Annotated in this window: 16 protein-coding genes, 1 tRNA gene and 1 pseudogene; 7 read left to right on the forward strand and 11 right to left on the reverse strand. The window is 62.9% G+C overall.

Features of this window, described 5'->3' with window-relative positions; genetic code table 11:
* The first annotated feature begins 14 nt into the window (after window positions 1-14).
* A complete protein-coding gene (locus O7A60_RS04915) occupies window positions 15-866 on the forward strand; it encodes a YihY/virulence factor BrkB family protein (protein ID WP_027143458.1) in 852 nt (283 codons plus the stop codon).
* Here O7A60_RS04915 and O7A60_RS04920 read toward each other — a convergent pair.
* Window positions 836-1,738, reverse strand: coding sequence for a DMT family transporter (locus O7A60_RS04920; protein WP_337105286.1), 903 nt, complete (start codon window positions 1,736-1,738; stop codon window positions 836-838). The two genes, O7A60_RS04915 and O7A60_RS04920, sit on opposite strands and share 31 nt — an antisense overlap.
* Window positions 1,739-1,888: 150 nt before the next feature.
* Window positions 1,889-2,764: a tRNA glutamyl-Q(34) synthetase GluQRS gene (gene gluQRS / locus O7A60_RS04925; protein WP_337105288.1), complete on the reverse strand. Its 876-nt coding sequence runs from the start codon at window positions 2,762-2,764 to the stop codon at window positions 1,889-1,891.
* Between the two features lie 75 nt (window positions 2,765-2,839).
* Between gluQRS and O7A60_RS04930 the strand changes: the two genes are divergently transcribed.
* Window positions 2,840-3,481, forward strand: a complete 642-nt coding sequence (locus O7A60_RS04930; protein WP_337105289.1) for a DNA-3-methyladenine glycosylase family protein — start codon at window positions 2,840-2,842, stop codon at window positions 3,479-3,481.
* Between the two features lie 188 nt (window positions 3,482-3,669).
* Complete coding sequence (locus O7A60_RS04935; RefSeq protein ID WP_027143453.1) at window positions 3,670-4,227, forward strand: HNH endonuclease; 558 nt, start codon at window positions 3,670-3,672, stop codon at window positions 4,225-4,227.
* Between the two features lie 330 nt (window positions 4,228-4,557).
* Here the strand turns inward: O7A60_RS04935 and O7A60_RS04940 are convergent, their stop codons facing one another.
* Window positions 4,558-5,076 carry a disulfide bond formation protein B gene (locus O7A60_RS04940; RefSeq protein ID WP_027143452.1) on the reverse strand — a complete coding sequence of 173 codons (519 nt, stop codon included), beginning with the start codon at window positions 5,074-5,076 and terminating at the stop codon, window positions 4,558-4,560.
* Window positions 5,077-5,159: 83 nt separating this feature from the next.
* Window positions 5,160-5,753, reverse strand: coding sequence for a YqaA family protein (locus O7A60_RS04945; protein WP_337105291.1), 594 nt, complete (start codon window positions 5,751-5,753; stop codon window positions 5,160-5,162).
* 278 nt (window positions 5,754-6,031) lie between these two features.
* Between O7A60_RS04945 and O7A60_RS04950 the strand changes: the two genes are divergently transcribed.
* A tRNA-Leu gene (locus tag O7A60_RS04950) sits at window positions 6,032-6,116 on the forward strand.
* A 314-nt stretch (window positions 6,117-6,430) separates the two neighbouring features.
* Here O7A60_RS04950 and O7A60_RS04955 read toward each other — a convergent pair.
* Window positions 6,431-6,643, reverse strand: a complete 213-nt coding sequence (locus O7A60_RS04955; protein WP_337105293.1) for a hypothetical protein — start codon at window positions 6,641-6,643, stop codon at window positions 6,431-6,433.
* A 37-nt stretch (window positions 6,644-6,680) separates the two neighbouring features.
* Entirely contained in the window at window positions 6,681-6,884 is a 204-nt protein-coding gene (locus O7A60_RS04960; RefSeq protein WP_027143449.1) for a CsbD family protein, read from the reverse strand.
* 423 nt (window positions 6,885-7,307) lie between these two features.
* On the opposite strand from O7A60_RS04960, the gene O7A60_RS04965 reads away from it, so the two are divergent.
* Together O7A60_RS04965 and O7A60_RS04970 are read left to right on the forward strand one after the other, a co-directional pair.
* A complete protein-coding gene (locus tag O7A60_RS04965) occupies window positions 7,308-7,901 on the forward strand; it encodes an SOS response-associated peptidase (RefSeq protein ID WP_337105295.1) in 594 nt (197 codons plus the stop codon).
* A gap of 191 nt (window positions 7,902-8,092) precedes the next feature.
* The gene (locus tag O7A60_RS04970; protein WP_337105296.1) at window positions 8,093-8,359 is read left to right on the forward strand and encodes a hypothetical protein; all 267 of its coding nucleotides are present in this window, start codon (window positions 8,093-8,095) and stop codon (window positions 8,357-8,359) included.
* 87 nt (window positions 8,360-8,446) lie between these two features.
* Here the strand turns inward: O7A60_RS04970 and O7A60_RS04975 are convergent, their stop codons facing one another.
* The 3 genes and pseudogenes from O7A60_RS04975 to secA all read right to left on the reverse strand — a co-directional run bounded on the left by O7A60_RS04975 (window position 8,447) and on the right by secA (window position 13,143).
* A complete protein-coding gene (locus O7A60_RS04975; protein WP_337105298.1) occupies window positions 8,447-9,727 on the reverse strand; it encodes a GNAT family N-acetyltransferase in 1,281 nt (426 codons plus the stop codon).
* Window positions 9,727-9,990: pseudogene (locus O7A60_RS04980) on the reverse strand (lipopolysaccharide biosynthesis protein); the annotation flags it as partial. The pseudogene O7A60_RS04980 and the gene O7A60_RS04975, both read right to left, overlap by 1 nt.
* A 420-nt stretch (window positions 9,991-10,410) precedes the next feature.
* Entirely contained in the window at window positions 10,411-13,143 is a 2,733-nt protein-coding gene (secA, locus tag O7A60_RS04985) for a preprotein translocase subunit SecA (protein ID WP_337105299.1), read from the reverse strand.
* Between the two features lie 261 nt (window positions 13,144-13,404).
* Between secA and O7A60_RS04990 the strand changes: the two genes are divergently transcribed.
* Entirely contained in the window at window positions 13,405-14,331 is a 927-nt protein-coding gene (locus O7A60_RS04990; RefSeq protein ID WP_337105300.1) for a peptidylprolyl isomerase, read from the forward strand.
* A 73-nt stretch (window positions 14,332-14,404) separates the two neighbouring features.
* On the opposite strand, the gene O7A60_RS04995 is transcribed toward O7A60_RS04990, so the two are convergent.
* Together O7A60_RS04995 and O7A60_RS05000 are read right to left on the reverse strand one after the other, a co-directional pair.
* On the reverse strand, window positions 14,405-15,001 hold the full coding sequence (locus O7A60_RS04995; protein WP_337105301.1) for a TetR/AcrR family transcriptional regulator: 597 nt from the start codon (window positions 14,999-15,001) through the stop codon (window positions 14,405-14,407).
* Window positions 15,002-15,106: 105 nt separating this feature from the next.
* Window positions 15,107-16,255 (reverse strand): caspase family protein, encoded by a 1,149-nt coding sequence (locus O7A60_RS05000; protein WP_337105302.1) that lies wholly within the window; start codon window positions 16,253-16,255, stop codon window positions 15,107-15,109.
* Window positions 16,256-16,324 lie beyond the last annotated feature (69 nt).

Genomic DNA, 16,324 nt, shown 5'->3' on the forward strand with positions numbered 1-16,324 from the left:
GGGAGCGCGCGTTCTTGCTGCGGAATATTGTCGCCCTGCGCCGCGTGCTCTACGACGCGCTCGGCCATTTCAACACCGATGACGGCTGGGCGATGGCCAGCCATCTGGCGATCACCTCGCTGATGGCGCTGTTTCCGTTTCTGATCTTCGCCACGACGCTGGCCAGCTTCCTCGGCGCCCAGGCCTTTGCCGACACGGCCGTGCATCTGGTCTTCGACACATGGCCCGAGCAGATCGCCAAGCCGATCGCGCGCGAGGTGCTGAACGTGCTGACCGTCAGGCGCACCGACCTGTTGACTTATGGCGTGCTGCTTGCCGCCTATTTTGCCTCCAACGGCATCGAGGCGCTGCGCACGTCGCTCAACCGCGCCTATCGGGTCACCGAGACGCGCGGCATCATCTATCGCCGGGTGCAGAGCATCTTCTTCGTGCTGATCGCGACCGCCGGGTTCCTGGCTATCAGCGTGCTCCTGGTGTTCGCGCCCCTGCTGGCGCGGCTGGCGGAAGCCCATTTCGAGTGGATCAAACCCTATACGGGCACGAGCACGCTGTGGCGTTACGTCATTGCCTCAACGGTCATCATCGGCGGACTTTTTGCCGTCCACTACTGGCTTCCGGCCGGCAAGCGCCGTTTCGTATCGCTGATACCCGGCATCATCTTCACACTGGCCGCATGGCTTATCGGCTCGACCATGTTCGCCACCTATCTCGATCACTTCTCGTCCTATGTGACGACCTATGCCGGTCTCGCCTCGATCATGATCGCTGTGGTTTTCCTCTACATCGTCTCGGCGATCTTCATCCTCGGCGGCGAGCTCAACGCCGCGATCAGCCGCTATCTGGAGGCGCGCGCCCGGGTCGGTTGAAGTTTGCCCGATCGGGCGGTCGCCAGCCCAACGCCGAACGTGGTGATCGCCATGCCGGCGATCTGAAGTGCGTTGAGCTGTTCGTTGAACAGGGCCCAGGCGATGATGGCCGTCACCGCCGGCACGAGGTAGAACAGCGACGCCACTTTCGACATCTCGCCGTCGCGGATCATCACCATCAGAAGGAAGATGGCGCCGAGCGACAGCACCAGCAGCAACCAGGCCATGGCGAAGATCAATTCGCCATTGATGACGACGGTTTGCGTTTCGAAGGCAAGCGAAGCCAGGATCATCAGCGAAGCGCCGCCGACATATTGCCACATGGTGGCGGCCACGAGATCACCGCCGGAAGCAAAACGCTTCTGCCAGATGGTGCCGGCACTCATGCCGAGCACGGAGACCAGGGAGGCGATCAGCGTGGCCGCCGTCACGCCGCCGCCGAGCGCCCCGAGTTTTGGCCACAGCACGATGACGATGCCGACAAGGCCGATAACAAGGCCAAGCCAATGGCGCGGCAAGATGGCCTCGCCCAGAAACTTGCCAGCGAGCACCGCGGTGACCAGCGGCTGCAGGCCGACGATCAGGGCCGAAAAACCGGCCGGCATGCCCCTATGAATGGCCCAGAAAACGGCGCCGAGATAGACGCCATGCATCAGCACGCCGGCGCCGGTGGCATGCAGCGCCTCGGTGCGGGTGGCTGGTTTCGAGCCCAGCACAAGCATCAGGACGCCAAGCAGGATGGCGGCCAGCACGAAACGCGCCGCGAGGAAGGTGAACGGCTCCGCCCACGGCATGGCATAACGCGCGCCGATGAAGCCGGTCGCCCAAAGGACGACGAAGGTGGCGGGGATGAACCGCTTGAGGCTTGACATTTTCCGGAAACCGCCGCGCTGGTGAGAATTGACCGTCGAAATGCTCTAGTCCCGTTCAACCCTGCACGCAAAACGAAACGATTGATCCATGCGTGATGGGAATTCAACGGATAGCGCGTCTGGAGAGCATTTCTCCTGACGGTGTACTGATCAAAGCCCGACCAGCTTTCTGACATCGTCCGGCGAAGCGCCGGCTTCGCGCAAGGCGGCGAGACCGGTATCCCTGAGGCTCTTCGACAGTTTTCGCCCGTCCGGCCCGAGGATCAGCCGATGATGGAAATAGACCGGCCGTGGCAACCCCAGAATCTCCTGGAGCAGCCGCTGCACCCCGGTCGCGGAAAACAGGTCCTGTCCGCGTACGACATGGCTGACGCGTTGCAGCGCATCGTCGATGACGACGGCGAGATGGTAGCTGGTCGGGATGTCGCGGCGCGCCACGATCACGTCGCCCCAGTCCTGCGGACGGGCTTCGACCGGGCGCGTCGCGGATAGCGTCTCATCGGTGAATTCGGCCCATGTGAGGTCCTTGCCGGCACGCGCCATGGCGGCGCCGATGTCCAGCCGCCAGGCGAAAGGCGCATTCTCGGCGATGCGCCGTTTGCGTTCCTTCACCGGCAATGCCTTGTCGGCCGAGGGATAGAACGGCACACCGTCGGGGTCGCGCGGCCAGTCGCGTCCGCGCCTTTCGCTGTCGGCGATGAAAGCCCTGATCTCGCCACGGCTCATGAAGGCGGGATAGACCAGTTCCTCGCGGATCAGCCGTTCCAGTACCGCTTCGTAGTCGGCGAAATGCTCGGATTGCCGACGCACCGGCTCTTCCCAGCCCAGGCCCAACCATTTCAGGTCGGCAAACATGCCCGCCTCGAACTCCGGCGTGCAGCGCGTGGTGTCGATGTCTTCGACACGAAGCAGCAGGCGGCCGCCCGTATGCATCGCCAGCTTCTGATTGAGCAGCGCCGAATAGGCGTGGCCCAGATGCAGTTCGCCGTTGGGGCTGGGCGCGAAGCGGAATGTCAGGAGCGTCATGTCTCAGGCGGCAATCGGGTTGTGCTGCGGTTTTGGCCGTTGCTACTTTGCGGCACATTTTCGGACAAGGATATCATGCAGCGCATCGCGACAGTTGACGACGTTGAGCGGGGACTGGACGCGCTTTGCCTCATCGACCCGCGCCTGGAAAAAGTGCGCGGCATGGCCGGCGAGGTGCCGCTCAGGCTTTCGGAGCCCGGCTTCAGGAGCCTGGCCTCGATCATCGTTTCGCAGCAGGTGTCGCGGGCCAGCGCCGATGCCATCTTCGGCCGGCTGACGAAACTGGTCGATCCGCTGACGCCGCAGGCGATCCTTGTCGCCGGCGAGGACATGTTTCGCGAGGCCGGCCTGTCGCGGCCCAAGCAGCGTGGCCTTGTCGCGGTCGCCCAAGCCGTAGCCGACGGGCTCGACCTGCATCACCTTTGTTCGCTCGACGCTGGGGAGGCAATCACCAGGATGACGGCCGTGCCCGGTATCGGTCCCTGGACGGCGGAAGTGTATCTGTTGTTTGCCGCCGGGCACCCCGATATTTTCCCGGCGCGCGATGTCGCCCTGCAGAGCGCTGTCGGCCACGCGCTGGGCATCGACCCACGTCCAGCGGAGAAAACACTGATCGCATTGGCCGAATCATGGAGCCCGTGGCGAGGTGTCGCATCGCGACTTTTCTGGTCCTATTATCGCGAAACCAGGGGCCGGGACGCCGCACCGCCGGCCTGAATTTGCAAAAAAGCATAAAAATCATTCGTTTTTGGCACGTCGCGCGAGCGACAATCCGCTTCACATCCCTGTCATGTCAGGCTTACAGTATCCGCGCCGAACGGTCGGGCTTTTGAAGCAGCGCATGATCCTTTCCGAAAGTCGAATTCGATTTTCGGGATCATGTGCGAACCAAGGAGGTCAACAAGGTGACGGTTGCCGTATCTCCGGATGGGCTTCCAGCGCTGGTGCTGAATGCGGATTACCGTCCGCTCAGCTATTACCCCTTGTCGCTCTGGTCCTGGCAGGATGCCATCAAGGCGGTGTTCCTCGACCGGGTGAACATCGTAGCCGAATACGAGCATGCGGTATCCTCACCGACCTTCTCGATGAAGTTGCCGAGCGTGGTCAGCCTGAAGGCCTATGTGAAACCGTCCAGGCATCCGGCCTTCACCCGCTTCAACGTCTTCTTGCGCGATCGTTTCCAGTGCCAGTATTGCAGCACGCCCGACGACCTGACCTTCGACCATGTCATCCCTCGCCATCGCGGCGGTGCCACGACATGGGAGAACGTCGTCGCCGCCTGTTCGCCCTGCAATTTGAGGAAGGGCGGGATGATGCCGTCGCAGGCAAAGATGTGGCCGCTGCAGAAGCCGTATCAGCCAACCGTGCACGATCTGCACAATAACGGCCGGCTGTTCCCGCCCAACCATCTGCATGAAAGCTGGATGGATTATCTCTACTGGGATGTCGAACTGGAGCCTTGAGTCCGTTCGAGAATTCGGCAGGCTGGCCGCCTGAAGCGTTTTTTGGGTCTGAGCGGCAACCGGGGCAACAAAGGATTTCACGCATCGTCGCCATCGGAGCTTGAGGGGTCGCGCAGCAGCCGGAGCTCCCTCGTGCGCTAAAATCCGGTAGTGCGAAGGCATATCGACCGAGCGCCGCATCGTGTCATGGACGTTCAATCCTGAGCGGTCGGCCGGATAACGATGCTGCCCACCCACAAGCAGACCGGCGCACAAGTCCCACTCCTCCGACCCACAATGGGTCACTCAATCTGCCGAATTCTTGAATGATCTCGCGACGGCGCTGTTGTGTCAGTCACGAGACAGAGCGCCGCGGAAGGCGACGGCGGCGAGGATCAGGCTGGCGATGGCATTCCAGCCGGCCAGGGACAGGCCGAGAATGCGCAAGGCGGCCTTGTCGCAGGAGGGCGGCACGAATTTGTCGAGCGCGTCGAGCACGCCTTTGCCGCCGGTGTCGACCGGTCCGGCGCCCGCCGTGCAATCGGCCGGACCCTGCCACCAGCCCCATTCGACGCCGGAGTGATAGACGCCGAGATAAAGGCCGTAGAGCATCAAGAGGCCGCCGATCGCCAGCAGGCCGCGCGTCAGCCATGCCGGTGCGCGCAGCATCGATGCGATCACCGCCAGCACCATCAAAGGCACGCCGATGTAATATGGGGTGCGCTGTTCCAGACAGAGATGGCAGGGTATGTAGCCGCCGATGTGCTGGAAACCGAGCGCCGAACCAACGGTCGCGGCCATCGCGACCGCGAGAAACAAGGCAGCGCGTGTCCGCTGGCGTCCGGTATCGGCATTCATGGTCGCTGTCATCGGTCTCTCGTCCATCGTGTTCGCCGTCCGCCAGATCTGCTTGCCACGCTCTCGAAACCGTTGCGCGGTTTGAGCGACAAACGTCAGAGAGCGTATTTGATCAGGATATAGAGCAAAATCAGGGCAACCGCGGCGGCGCCGGCGATCAGGCCCAGGCGTTTTTCGATGAATTCGCGGATTGGCTCGCCATAGCGGCGCAAAAGCCACGCCAGGAGCACGAAGCGGCCGCCGCGCGCGATGATGGCCAGCACGATGAACAGCGCCAGATTGACGCCAAGGGCGCCGGACAGGATCGTCACGACCTTGATGGGCGGCAGATGCGCGGCACCCGATGTGACCAGCATCAGGGCGATGAATTCGATGCTCACGCCGGCAGAGGAGCGCAACTGCTCGAACTCGTCATACTTGCCGTAGAACTCGAGGATGGGCCGCGCCACCGCGTCATAGGCGTAGTGGCCGATAAACCAGCCGGCAATGCCGCCCAGCACCGAGGCGACGGTGGCGATCAGGGCATAGCGATAGGCGCGATCCGGCCGCGACAATGCCATCGGCAGATAGAGCACGTCGGCCGGCACCAGGAATACCGAGCTTTCGACGAAAGCGATGAAGGCCAGCCACCATTCGGCCGATTTGCGGGCCGCCAGCGACAGGGTCCAGTCGTACAGTCCGCGAAGCATCGGCTCTCCTAGCGCAAGTGACCCAAAACCGCACGGCCGCCCTGGGACAAGGGCATGGATGGAAACAAGGACGCAAAGCGCGCCACAGCATGTCTCCAGACACGGCGCGCTTTGGTGCGCCACCTGTCTAGAAATATTTTCCGCGCTGCACAATGGCAGCACCGCCGCGAAATCGAAAGGCGAAGATTGGTCGCATCCGATGCGATACCGAGAATTGGCCAGTTGACGAACAGGCCCCCGACCGTATAGTCCGCGCCCATCCAGGCCGCCCGGCCTGAGCCCCTATGGCGGAATTGGTAGACGCGCTCGACTCAAAATCGAGTTCCGCAAGGAGTGCTGGTTCGATCCCGGCTAGGGGCACCATTTGATCGCTTTGAAGTCAACAAATCCAACCCCAAGACCGTGGGCGTGAGCCATTTTGGTCAGACCACATTTTAGCTCGCTGACCTCAGGGCTTCGCGCTAGGCTCTATCTTTAACGTTCATCGTTGGGAGGAAACGCGGTGAACATGACGCGGCATCGGATATTACCCCGCCTGACAAGCGAAGAGCTTGTTTCCATGATGCTATCGGGGTGGGAGGCATTTGCGATAGTCTCCACCCGGGAAGTGATCGCGGAGGTTCGACGCCTGGCGCCGGACTGGCCGTGCAGCGATGACGCCCTGGTGGAGGCCGTGGTCAAATTCGCAACTGGTCGGACCATGGCCGTTTGTTTTGATCATCGCGACCAACACGCCGTTTGAAGTTCAGGAAGCATTCACCGGAGGTTGCGCGCGGAAGGCTTTCAAAGCGGGAGGCGCCCGTGTGCCGGAGTTTTGCCAGCGTCAGCCAGTTCTCGATCAGCAAGACAAAGCTGAGGACACCGCAGGACGGAGAAAGGACGCCGGCCAATGCCGGCGCCTCTCAACAAAATGGACGTTTGAACGAACTACCAGCTTTGGCGGCGATACCAGTCGTCGACCTCCTGGCGAACGCGATCTTTCGCGATGCCGTAGCGTTCCTGAATCTTGCCCTCAAGCTGGTCGCGCCTCCCGGCGATCTGGTCAAGATCGTCGTCGGTGAGGTCGCCCCACTGTTCCTTCACCTTGCCCTTGAATTGCTTCCAGTTTCCTTCGATGCGGTTCCAATCCATGGTTCTCTCCTCGATGGTCTGTCGAAAGCAGGGCGAGCACGGCCCCGTCATGACATCCAAACATCCAGCTCTGCTAAAATGTTCCGGAATAGCTCGCCTATATTCAGCTACGGGTGTCGCATTGAGCGCCTCGGGAGGTGGGCAGCGACGCAAGATCAGCGTTTTTACGAACCCGTCCAGGTCGCACTTGGCAGGTCGGGCAGCAGGCTGTTCAAGTCGAGCGCGTCGCCCAGGCAGCCAATATCCAGAGGCACATGGCGGCCCGAAACGCGTGCCTCGCCGCCTTGGAGGTAGGAAGGACGCGCGGGAGCGCGCGCCGCATTTGTTAACGCCGCGATCGAAGCCGACATCCTTCGGTGACCTGCTTGCCATTTCGGGCTCGCGCCGTAGCTTTAGGTGGAGGTGAGCGCTCCGGAGCCATCCATGTGCAACGACTACGAGCAACATGTCGCTTGGGCCGAATATTGCCGGATGATGGCGTCACTGGCGCTCAAAATCCCGGATCACCAAAGTGAACTCGATTTACCAGGGGTGGACGACATCCACATTAACGATCCGGCACCAATCATGCGCGCTGCCGGCGACGCGATAGAACTGGCTTCGATGACGTTCGGATTTCCACCGGTCGGGCCAAAGGGCGGCCCCGTCTTCAACTTCCGCTCGGAAGGCCGGCAATTCGGGAATAGCAAGCGCTGTCTGGTGCCCGCTTCGGGGTTCTTCGAATTCACGGGCACGAAATACCCCAAGGCAAAGCATCGGTTCACGCTGAACGGCTCGCCATTCATGGCGATTGCAGGCTTGTGGCGCGAAGGGACCGGCAACAAGCCGCCGACATTCACGATGCTGACGACTGACCCGGGACCAGACGTCGCGCCGTACCACAATCGCCAGGTCGTGGTGCTCCAGCCAGAGAAGTGGGCCGCCTGGGTCAATCTGACGGAGCCCGAGGCCGACCTTTTACAATCGCTTCCGGCCGGGTCGCTTTCCGTCGAGACAGTTCGATCCGAACGCTTGTGACGAGCGACGGCCGATCAACGGTCAAACCATCTCATTCATGAGACAGGATGGTTCCTGCGGCTAATTTAGCAAAGTAAACGAAATGAGAACAAAGTGGCAACCCCACTCTTGACGAGAGAGGAATATGTTCCTTTTTCTGCCGTATGCCCGACCAACCCGAACGATGGCACAAAGGCGCGCCATGGACCCTTATGCATGCCCACAATGCGGGGCAGGTCGCGCTCATTCGTTGCCGGAACTGCAACATCAAACGGTTCTTCAAGCCGGCAGAGCTGAGAGAGGTCTACGGCAATGTGCCGATCGAGACGCTGCGCGGCAGGATGACCTGCCAGATGTGCCGCACGAGCGAGAGCATAGATGCGGAATTGCTCCACCTTGTCGGTGAAGAGTCCGTTAGTGTTCGATACCGTCGGCTGGTTGGGATCAAATTCGTGCGCGTGATCTGGCGGGATGAATAGGCGGTAGAAGGGAATTCAGCGATCTATGACTGCTTGGCAAGGGCACCCAAACTTCCTCCCGCGGCCGATCCATGCTCTCGATTGGCGCTACCGCCTTTTCAGCAAACTCTTCATCCGGTTGCGCAGCAGTCGCGCCATGTTGCGGGTCTCGCGGTAGAGGTGCAACTGGGAGGCGGCCTGGCGGGCGAGGCGGTCGGCGTCGCGAGTCAACCCGATCACCAGCGTGCCGACCGGCTTGCGCTCGCTCCATAGCCGGCTCATCACCGGGTGATCGGGCACGGTGCAGGAATCGGTCATCATGATGTTGGGATCTTCGAGATGCTGCTTGGTGACCTCGATCATCAGCAGCGTGCCGGGCGAATAGACGGCCAGCGTCTCGTCATAGGCTGTCTTCCAGGTGTAGGCGACGCCGGCTTCGACGAAGACGATCAGGCAAGCGATGGTGCGGCCGTCGAGCGTCAGCGAATGAATGCGGCACATGTCCTGTTCGGCCAGCCGGTGCACAGCCTCGCGGGCGAAGGCGGCGCGGAATCGGTCGATCGCCATGGCGGTGCGCTCGCGGCCTTTCCAGCCGGACGCTTCCAGCGTCAGGAAGTGCTCGATGGCGTGGCGGATTTCCTCGGGGCCGCGTGCCACGACATGTTCAAGCTTGCCGAGATCGCCCAAGCGCCGCTTCAGGCGGCGAAACTCGCGATAATGGTGCGCGCGCAGCGAAGCCTTCAGATAGTCGTCGCCGTCGAGTTCGCTCTCCAGCACCGGGCGCGAGGTCTGGCCCGTGGTGACCAGCATCAGGCCGCGCGTCTCGGCCACGGTGCCGATCAGGCTCGCCACCGGACCGTCCAGCCTGATGTCGGGCAGGACCAGGACTTTCGGCAACTTCAAATGCGGGCGCGACAGCATCGAGAAAAAATCCTCGACCACGCCGACCGGATCGTCGCGGTCGATCAACGGCGTGCCGAGCGGACCGAACGGGCTCGACCATGTGCGCATGACCGGCACGCCCAGCGGCACCATCGGCCGTTCCACCGAGATCGGCACCAGCAGGCGCAGCCGGTTGCGGTATTCATCACCGTCGCGGATCACTGCAAGGCGCACCTCGCGGTCTTCCAGCCGGGGCATGGCCGGCGCCAGGAAACGTGGGTTGAAGAAGACGTTCGGCTCGATCGTGCGGGCGCAGAGATAATCCAGTTCCTCGACCAGGTCGAAGCCGGCCGATGCCGGGTAGATGGCGAGTTTGCGCTCGGGCCGGTTGTTGGCGAGGATCTCGATATGGGCCGGGTCGGCGTCGCGCGCCAGCCCGGCAAGGCCGGACACCATGGCGCCGGCGGAACCGCCGCTGGTTTCCTCGAGCAAGGGGATGGCGGCCATCAGGCGGCTCCTTTGGCTGGCACGAAGATCGCCATGACGATGCCGAGCTTGTGCCGGACCCTGAAGGACAGCGCGCCGGCCTCGAAGATCATGGCGAAGGCGGTGGCCACGGCCGCGCCCCACAGGCCGAAAAACGGGATCAGCACCACGATGAGCCCGATGTTGAAGGCCAGTGTCACTGCATAGACGGCTGCGCAGACCTTCTGGTTGCCGCTCATGGTGAGCAGGCTTTCGCAAGGACCGACGGCGGCGCGAGCCACGACGCGCTCGTCGGCGGTAAGCAGCACGACGTCGATGCGGTCGAGCAGCGGCCCCAGCGCCAAACGCTGCGGCAAGAACCGCCCGGCAGTCGTGGCCGCAGAAAAGCGCACCCCGATTTCTCTCCGTTTTCCGCCTCTTTTCAGGTTTGGTGTAGCGAAGACACCTTAAGAAAGCGTGGGTGGGGAGCTTCCTTCTACCCGTCACTATACGGGGAGAAGGTGCCGGCAGGCGGATGAGGGGCGGCGCCGGCTTCGGAGATTTACGTCGGGAAGGTTGGAGGAATCCGCCTACAGGCGAGCCGCGGTTGCGAAGTCACCTCCAAGGTGGAGACATCAGACAAAATCGCAAGCCTCGCCGCCGCCCCTCATCGCGGCCCTTCGGCCACCTTCTCCCCGTGAAACGGGGAGAAGGGAAGCGCGTCCTTACGCGAACGCGCCGTGGCAGTGCTTGTATTTCTTGCCGGAGCCGCAGGGGCAGGCTTCGTTGCGGCCGACCTTGCCCCAGCTTGCGGGGTTGTTCGGGTCGCGATCTTCGGGAGCGACGATGGCGGTTGTCTCGGGGCGGACCAACAGCGCGGTCTCGCCGCCATCGAAATCGTTCTCGCCGGTGGTGCCGTCGATATGCGTGCCGAACATGTCGGGCGCTTCCGGCGGCGGGGCTTCGGCGGCCTGGCGGACCAGTTCGACACGCATCAGCTGCGCGGTGACGGCCTGGCGCAGATTGCCCAGCATCGCCTGGAACAGCTCGAACGCCTCGCTCTTGTATTCCTGCAGCGGATCGCGCTGGGCGTAGCCGCGGAAGCCGACCACCGAACGCAGATGGTCGAGATTGACGATGTGCTCGCGCCACAGATGGTCGAGCGTCTGCAGCACCACCGAGCGCTCGACATAGGTCATTACCTCGGGTCCGAAACGGTCGGCACGCTCCTTGGCGGCGTCGGCGGCGGCGGCGGAGATGCGCTCGCGGATGTCGTCCTCGGCGATGCCTTCTTCCTTCACCCAGTCCTCGACCGGCAGGTCAAGATTGAGGAATTCGGCGACCTCGGCCTTCAGGCCCGCGACGTCCCACTGCTCGGCATAAGCGTTTTCGGGTATCGCCTTGGCGACGATCTCATCAATGACGCCTTCGCGCATCTCGCCGATGGTTTCCGAGAGGCCTTCGCCGTCCATCAGCTCGATGCGCTGCTCGAACACCACCTTGCGCTGGTCGTTGGAGACGTCGTCATATTTCAACAGGTTCTTGCGGATGTCGAAGTTGCGCGCCTCGACCTTCTTCTGTGCCTTTTCCAGCGCCTTGTTGATCCACGGGTGGATGATCGCCTCGTCTTCCTTGAGGCCGAGCTTCTGCAGCATGCCGTCCATGCGCTCGGAGCCGAAGATGCGCATCAGGTCGTCCTGCAGCGACAGGAAGAATTTCGAGCGGCCGGGATCGCCCTGGCGGCCCGAACGACCTCTGAGCTGATTGTCGATGCGGCGTGACTCGTGGCGCTCGGTGGCGAGCACGTAAAGGCCGCCGGCGGCCAGCGCCTTTTCCTTCAGGCGCTCGACGTCGGCATAAATCTCCTTCTCACGCGCCTCGCGCTCGGGACCCTCCGGCATGTCGCCCAGCTCGTCGGCGATGCGCATCTCGGCATTGCCGCCAAGCTTGATATCGGTACCGCGGCCGGCCATGTTGGTGGCGATGGTGATGGCGCCGGGCTTGCCGGCCTGGGCGACGATCGCTGCCTCGCGCTCGTGGTGGCGGGCGTTCAGCACCTCGAAATCCGTGAAGCCTTCCTTGCGCAGGCGCTCGGCCAACTGCTCGGACTTTTCGATCGATGTCGTGCCCACCAGCGTCGGCTGGCCCTTGGCGCTGGCTTCGCGGATCTCCCGGACGATCGCCTTGTACTTCTCTTCGACCGTCCGGTAGACCTCGTCGTCCTCGTCCTTGCGGATAACGGGCAGGTTGGTCGGTATCTCGGTGACTTCGAGACCGTAGATGTTGCCGAATTCCTCGGCCTCGGTCAGCGCCGTGCCGGTCATGCCGGAAAGCTTCTTGTAGAGGCGGAAATAGTTCTGGAAGGTGACGGAGGCGAGCGTCTGGTTCTCCGGCTGGATCGCCACATGCTCCTTGGCTTCGAGCGCCTGGTGCAGGCCTTCCGAATAGCGGCGGCCCGGCATCATGCGGCCGGTGAACTCGTCGATGATGACGATCTCGCCGTTGCGCACGATGTAGTCCTTGTCGCGCTGGAACAGCCGGTGCGCCTTCAGCGCGTTGTTGACGTGATGGACGATGGCGACGTTCTCGACGTCGTAGAGCGACTCGCCCTTGAGCAGGTCGGCATCGCGCAGCATGTTCTCCAGCTTCTCGGTGCCTTCCTCGGTGAAGATCGAGGTCTTCTGCTTCTCGTCGATTTCATAATCCTGCGGCTGCAGCTGGATGATGAAGGTGTCGATGGTGTTGTACATTTCCGAACGGTCCTCGAGCGGACCGGAAATGATCAGCGGCGTGCGCGCTTCGTCGACCAGGATGGAATCGACCTCGTCGACGATCGCGTAGTTGTGACCGCGCTGCACCATCTGGGCGCGCTCATACTTCATGTTGTCGCGCAGATAGTCGAAGCCGAGCTCGTTGTTGGTGGCGTAAGTGACGTCGGAGGCGTAGGCGACGCGGCGCTCCTCGTCCGACAGGCCGTGGACGATGACGCCGACCGAAAGGCCGAGGAATTTGTAGACGCGGCCCATCCATTCGGAGTCGCGAGTGGCGAGATAGTCGTTGACAGTGACGACATGGACGCCATTGCCGGCAAGCGCGTTGAGATAGACCGGCAGCGTCGCGACCAGGGTCTTGCCCTCGCCGGTGCGCATCTCGGCGATGCCGCCATTGTGCAGCACCATGCCGCCAACCAGCTGGACGTCGAAGGGGCGCATGCCGAGCACGCGGCGCGCCGCCTCGCGGGCGGTCGCGAAGGCAGGGACCAACAGGTCGTCAAGGCTGGCGCCGTTGGCGATGTCCTGGCGGAACTTTTCCGTGCGACCGGCAAGCTCGGCGTCGGAGAGTGCCCGCATCTCGTTTTCCATGGCGTTGATCGCCTCGACGCGGGGGCGGGTCGATTTGACCCGACGGTCGTTGGAGGAACCGAAAACCTTACGGGCGAGACCGCCGAGACTGACCATCCAATGGTCCTTTCGATAGAATTCTCAATCTTGAGACAGGCGCCGGCCGGCCCCATCACATCCACGTGAACGCACCGCCTGAATGCGGGCAAACACAAAAAGCGCCCGGAAAACGGTTCTGGACGCCAAGTCGATGGACAGATAAGAGGGGGCTCAACTGATGTCAACGCCGCGCTGGCCCTGCCGGTCGCGCCAAATTCCGCCACAATCTGGCTGATCTGGAAGCCGCCCTCCTTACAATCCCTCACCGGAGTCATCCTTATGTCCTTGTTGTTCAGCCGTGCGTCGCTTGCCAGCCTTGGCCTTGCCCTCGGCCTGTCGGCTCTTTGCCTGTCGCCATCGATGGCGCAGGAGGCCGCTCCCGCACCGGCCGCCCCGGCGGATGCGGCCGCACCGGCCGCGGCGCCGGTCGACCCGAATACCGTGATCGCCACCGTCAATGGCCAGCCCCTGACCGAAGCCGATCTGGTGCTTGCCGAGGGCGAACTGTCGCAGCAATTCGCGCAGTTGCCGCCCGAGCAGCGCCGCGCCGCGGCCCTTTCGGCCGCCATCGAAATCCGCGTCATGGCCGCCCAGGCGGTCACCACAGGCCTCGACAAGGATCCCGACTTCCAGCGCCGCATGGCCTTCCTGCAGCAGCGCGCGCTGCATGGCGAAATGGTCGAGAAGGGCGTCGTCGACAAGGTCACCGACGCCGAGGTTCGCGCCCGCTACGACCAGGAAATCGCCAACACGCCGCCGGTCAACGAGGTGCATGCCCGTCACATCCTCGTGAAGACGAAGGAAGAGGCCGAGGCGATCATCAAGCAGCTCGACGGCGGCGCCGACTTCCAGAAGCTCGCCAACGAACACACCAGCGATCCCTCAGGCAAGTCCAATGGCGGCGACCTCGGCTGGTTCGGACCTGGCCAGATGGTGCCGGAGTTCGACAAGGCGGCGTTCGCGCTCGATGTCGGCAAGTACACAGAGCAGCCGGTCCAGTCGCAGTTCGGCTGGCACGTCATCAAGCTCGAGGACAAGCGCGCCAAGCAGCCGCCTGCCTTCGACGACGTCAAGGACCAGGCCAAGCAGGCTGTCATCCGGGACAAGTATTTCGCGCTGGTCAAGTCGCTGCGCGCTGGTGCCAAGGTCGAGATCCCCGACGCCAAGCTGAAGAAGGCCGTCGATACGCTGGAAAGCGCCAAGTAGGCGCGAACAGCCTCGAAAAAGGGCGCGGCAGCCAAAGGCGCCGCGCCCTTTTTTTGGCACGTGCAAGTGCTGCCTACCTGCCGGGTGCTATGCCTTGCATGAGGTAGCGGACCACCTTGCGTATCGTCGCTTCGGGTTCGCCGAGCCGGTTGGTCAGGAGATGCCGCCAGGCGTAGGAAGCCACGAGATCGGCAACCACGGCCGGATCGATGTCGCTGGCGATCTCGCCCCTTGCCTTGGCGCGTTCGATGATCTGGCGGGTGTGGGCCTGGCGTCCGCCAGCATAATCGGCAAGGGCTTCGGCGGCGGTTTCATCCGACTGCGCCTCGGCGATCAGCGACCTGAACACGCTGCCCGACGATGTCTCGCGCCAATGCGAGAACAGGTTCATCAAAAAGCCGACGAGATCCTCCTCCAGTTTTCCGGTATCGGGAACGTCGACGCGCTTCTGGCGCTGATAGACTTCGAGCAGCAGTGCGGCCTTGCTTGGCCACCAGCGGTAGATGGTCGGCTTGCCGGCACGTGCGCGCCGCGCCACCGCTTCGATCGAGAAACCGGCATAACCGGCCTCGACAAGGACTGCCTCGGCGGCGTCCAGAATGGCGTCCGCACTGTCGGGATTGCGCCGCGCACCGATCGATTTGCGCGCCGTATCAGCCGCCTCGGCCATTCCTGTCGTCCTCGTTTCAATTCGCTGGCAATGATAAGCGATCCGGCGATGAAACGAAACGACCCGTTTTGTGACGCAGGGGCGCCGCGGTCATCAAGCGGTGTCTCACATCGCCCGCGATGTCTCCGACACGACGCGCCATCCCTTATCGGTCTTGACCAATTCCAGCGTCACCCGCGCCTTGCCGGCCACAGGTGCCGCGGACTTGTCCTTTGGCCTGTAGTCGTAGTTCATGGCAAAGACGGCCTGGGCGCTGCTCTCGCCATGCGGTGTGACCTCCAGGCTGCCTGGCTCGAGGCCAAGCGGCCAGGAGGCCCATTGCGCGAACCAGTCGCTCTTCACCTTCACAAGCGTCTCGGTATCGTAAGGGGTGCCGAAGATGGTGGCCGATGGTCCGTAAAGCCGTTGGATGGCGGTGCGCATGTCCTTGACATCCGGCGACAGGTCGTCGTCGCGCAAGAATTTCTCGATCGCGCTTTTGTCGTCGCCGACCGAACGCTCGAGCGTAGCCACTTGCGTCGAGGGCGCGGGTGGCGTGGCCGGCGCAGGCGTTTTTTCCGGTCCTTCGCCGGGCACAAATTCGAAGCGTTCGAGCAGCGAGCCCTGCTCCCAGGGGCGCTGGGCATCGCGGGTTTGCGAAACCACGTCGCGGCGCACCGCGATCATCATGTCGTTGATGCTTTGGCCGGGTTCGGCGATGTGGCGCAGCAGGGCCTGAGCGAAGGGCGAGTTGCGCCCGCTGCCGTCCATGGCGACAGCACCCGGCGCGGTCGAAAAGGCGATGAATGAGCCGCACGTCGAATCGAACTGCGCCAGACCCGCCAGCGCCGCCGCGGAGCGGGTGGAGGCGGTGCGGCTCAAGCTGCGGGAAAACGGGTTGTTGCGACAGGCATCGAGGAAGACCAGGCTGACCTTGGTCTGTTGTTCCATGATGTCGAGGACTTCGTCGATCGGCACTGCTTCGAGCTGCAGCTTCACCGGCATGTCGAGCCTGGCGTCTACCGGCACGATATGGTTGCGGCCTTCGACCTGCAGGCCGTGGCCGGCATAATAGAAAAGCCCGACGCCGGCACCTTCGAGCGTATCTGAGAACTCGCCAATGCTGCGTTCAAGCGCGCGCTTGCCGAGATCGTTGCCTTCGATGACCTCGAAGCCGGTGGAACGCAGCTTGTCGGCGATGTCGAGCGCGTCGTTGACGGGATTGGCCAGCGTGCCGGCCTCGGCATAGGTGCCGTTGCCGATGACGAGCGCCACGCGCCGCGCCGCGCCGGCTCGGCGTCGGCGCGTAGCAGCAAAAGTCCCAGAAATGCACCCAAGCGAGGA

The sequence above is a fragment of the Mesorhizobium salmacidum (SeqCode) genome (assembly GCF_037179605.1).
In the GTDB taxonomy this organism is placed as follows: domain Bacteria; phylum Pseudomonadota; class Alphaproteobacteria; order Rhizobiales; family Rhizobiaceae; genus Mesorhizobium; species Mesorhizobium salmacidum.

What these genes read in the sequence shown, in the direction of transcription:
- O7A60_RS04920 (WP_337105286.1), bottom strand. Translation starts at nt 1,738, where the DNA reads ATGTCAAGCCTCAAGCGGTTCATCCCCGCCACCTTCGTCGTCCTTTGG.
- gluQRS (WP_337105288.1), bottom strand. Translation starts at nt 2,764, where the DNA reads ATGACGCTCCTGACATTCCGCTTCGCGCCCAGCCCCAACGGCGAACTG.
- O7A60_RS04930 (WP_337105289.1), top strand. Translation starts at nt 2,840, where the DNA reads ATGCAGCGCATCGCGACAGTTGACGACGTTGAGCGGGGACTGGACGCG.
- O7A60_RS04940 (WP_027143452.1), bottom strand. Translation starts at nt 5,076, where the DNA reads ATGACAGCGACCATGAATGCCGATACCGGACGCCAGCGGACACGCGCT.
- O7A60_RS04945 (WP_337105291.1), bottom strand. Translation starts at nt 5,753, where the DNA reads ATGCTTCGCGGACTGTACGACTGGACCCTGTCGCTGGCGGCCCGCAAA.
- O7A60_RS04960 (WP_027143449.1), bottom strand. Translation starts at nt 6,884, where the DNA reads ATGGATTGGAACCGCATCGAAGGAAACTGGAAGCAATTCAAGGGCAAG.
- O7A60_RS04965 (WP_337105295.1), top strand. Translation starts at nt 7,308, where the DNA reads ATGTGCAACGACTACGAGCAACATGTCGCTTGGGCCGAATATTGCCGG.
- O7A60_RS04970 (WP_337105296.1), top strand. Translation starts at nt 8,093, where the DNA reads ATGCATGCCCACAATGCGGGGCAGGTCGCGCTCATTCGTTGCCGGAAC.
- O7A60_RS04975 (WP_337105298.1), bottom strand. Translation starts at nt 9,727, where the DNA reads ATGGCCGCCATCCCCTTGCTCGAGGAAACCAGCGGCGGTTCCGCCGGC.
- secA (WP_337105299.1), bottom strand. Translation starts at nt 13,143, where the DNA reads ATGGTCAGTCTCGGCGGTCTCGCCCGTAAGGTTTTCGGTTCCTCCAAC.
- O7A60_RS04990 (WP_337105300.1), top strand. Translation starts at nt 13,405, where the DNA reads ATGTCCTTGTTGTTCAGCCGTGCGTCGCTTGCCAGCCTTGGCCTTGCC.
- O7A60_RS04995 (WP_337105301.1), bottom strand. Translation starts at nt 15,001, where the DNA reads ATGGCCGAGGCGGCTGATACGGCGCGCAAATCGATCGGTGCGCGGCGC.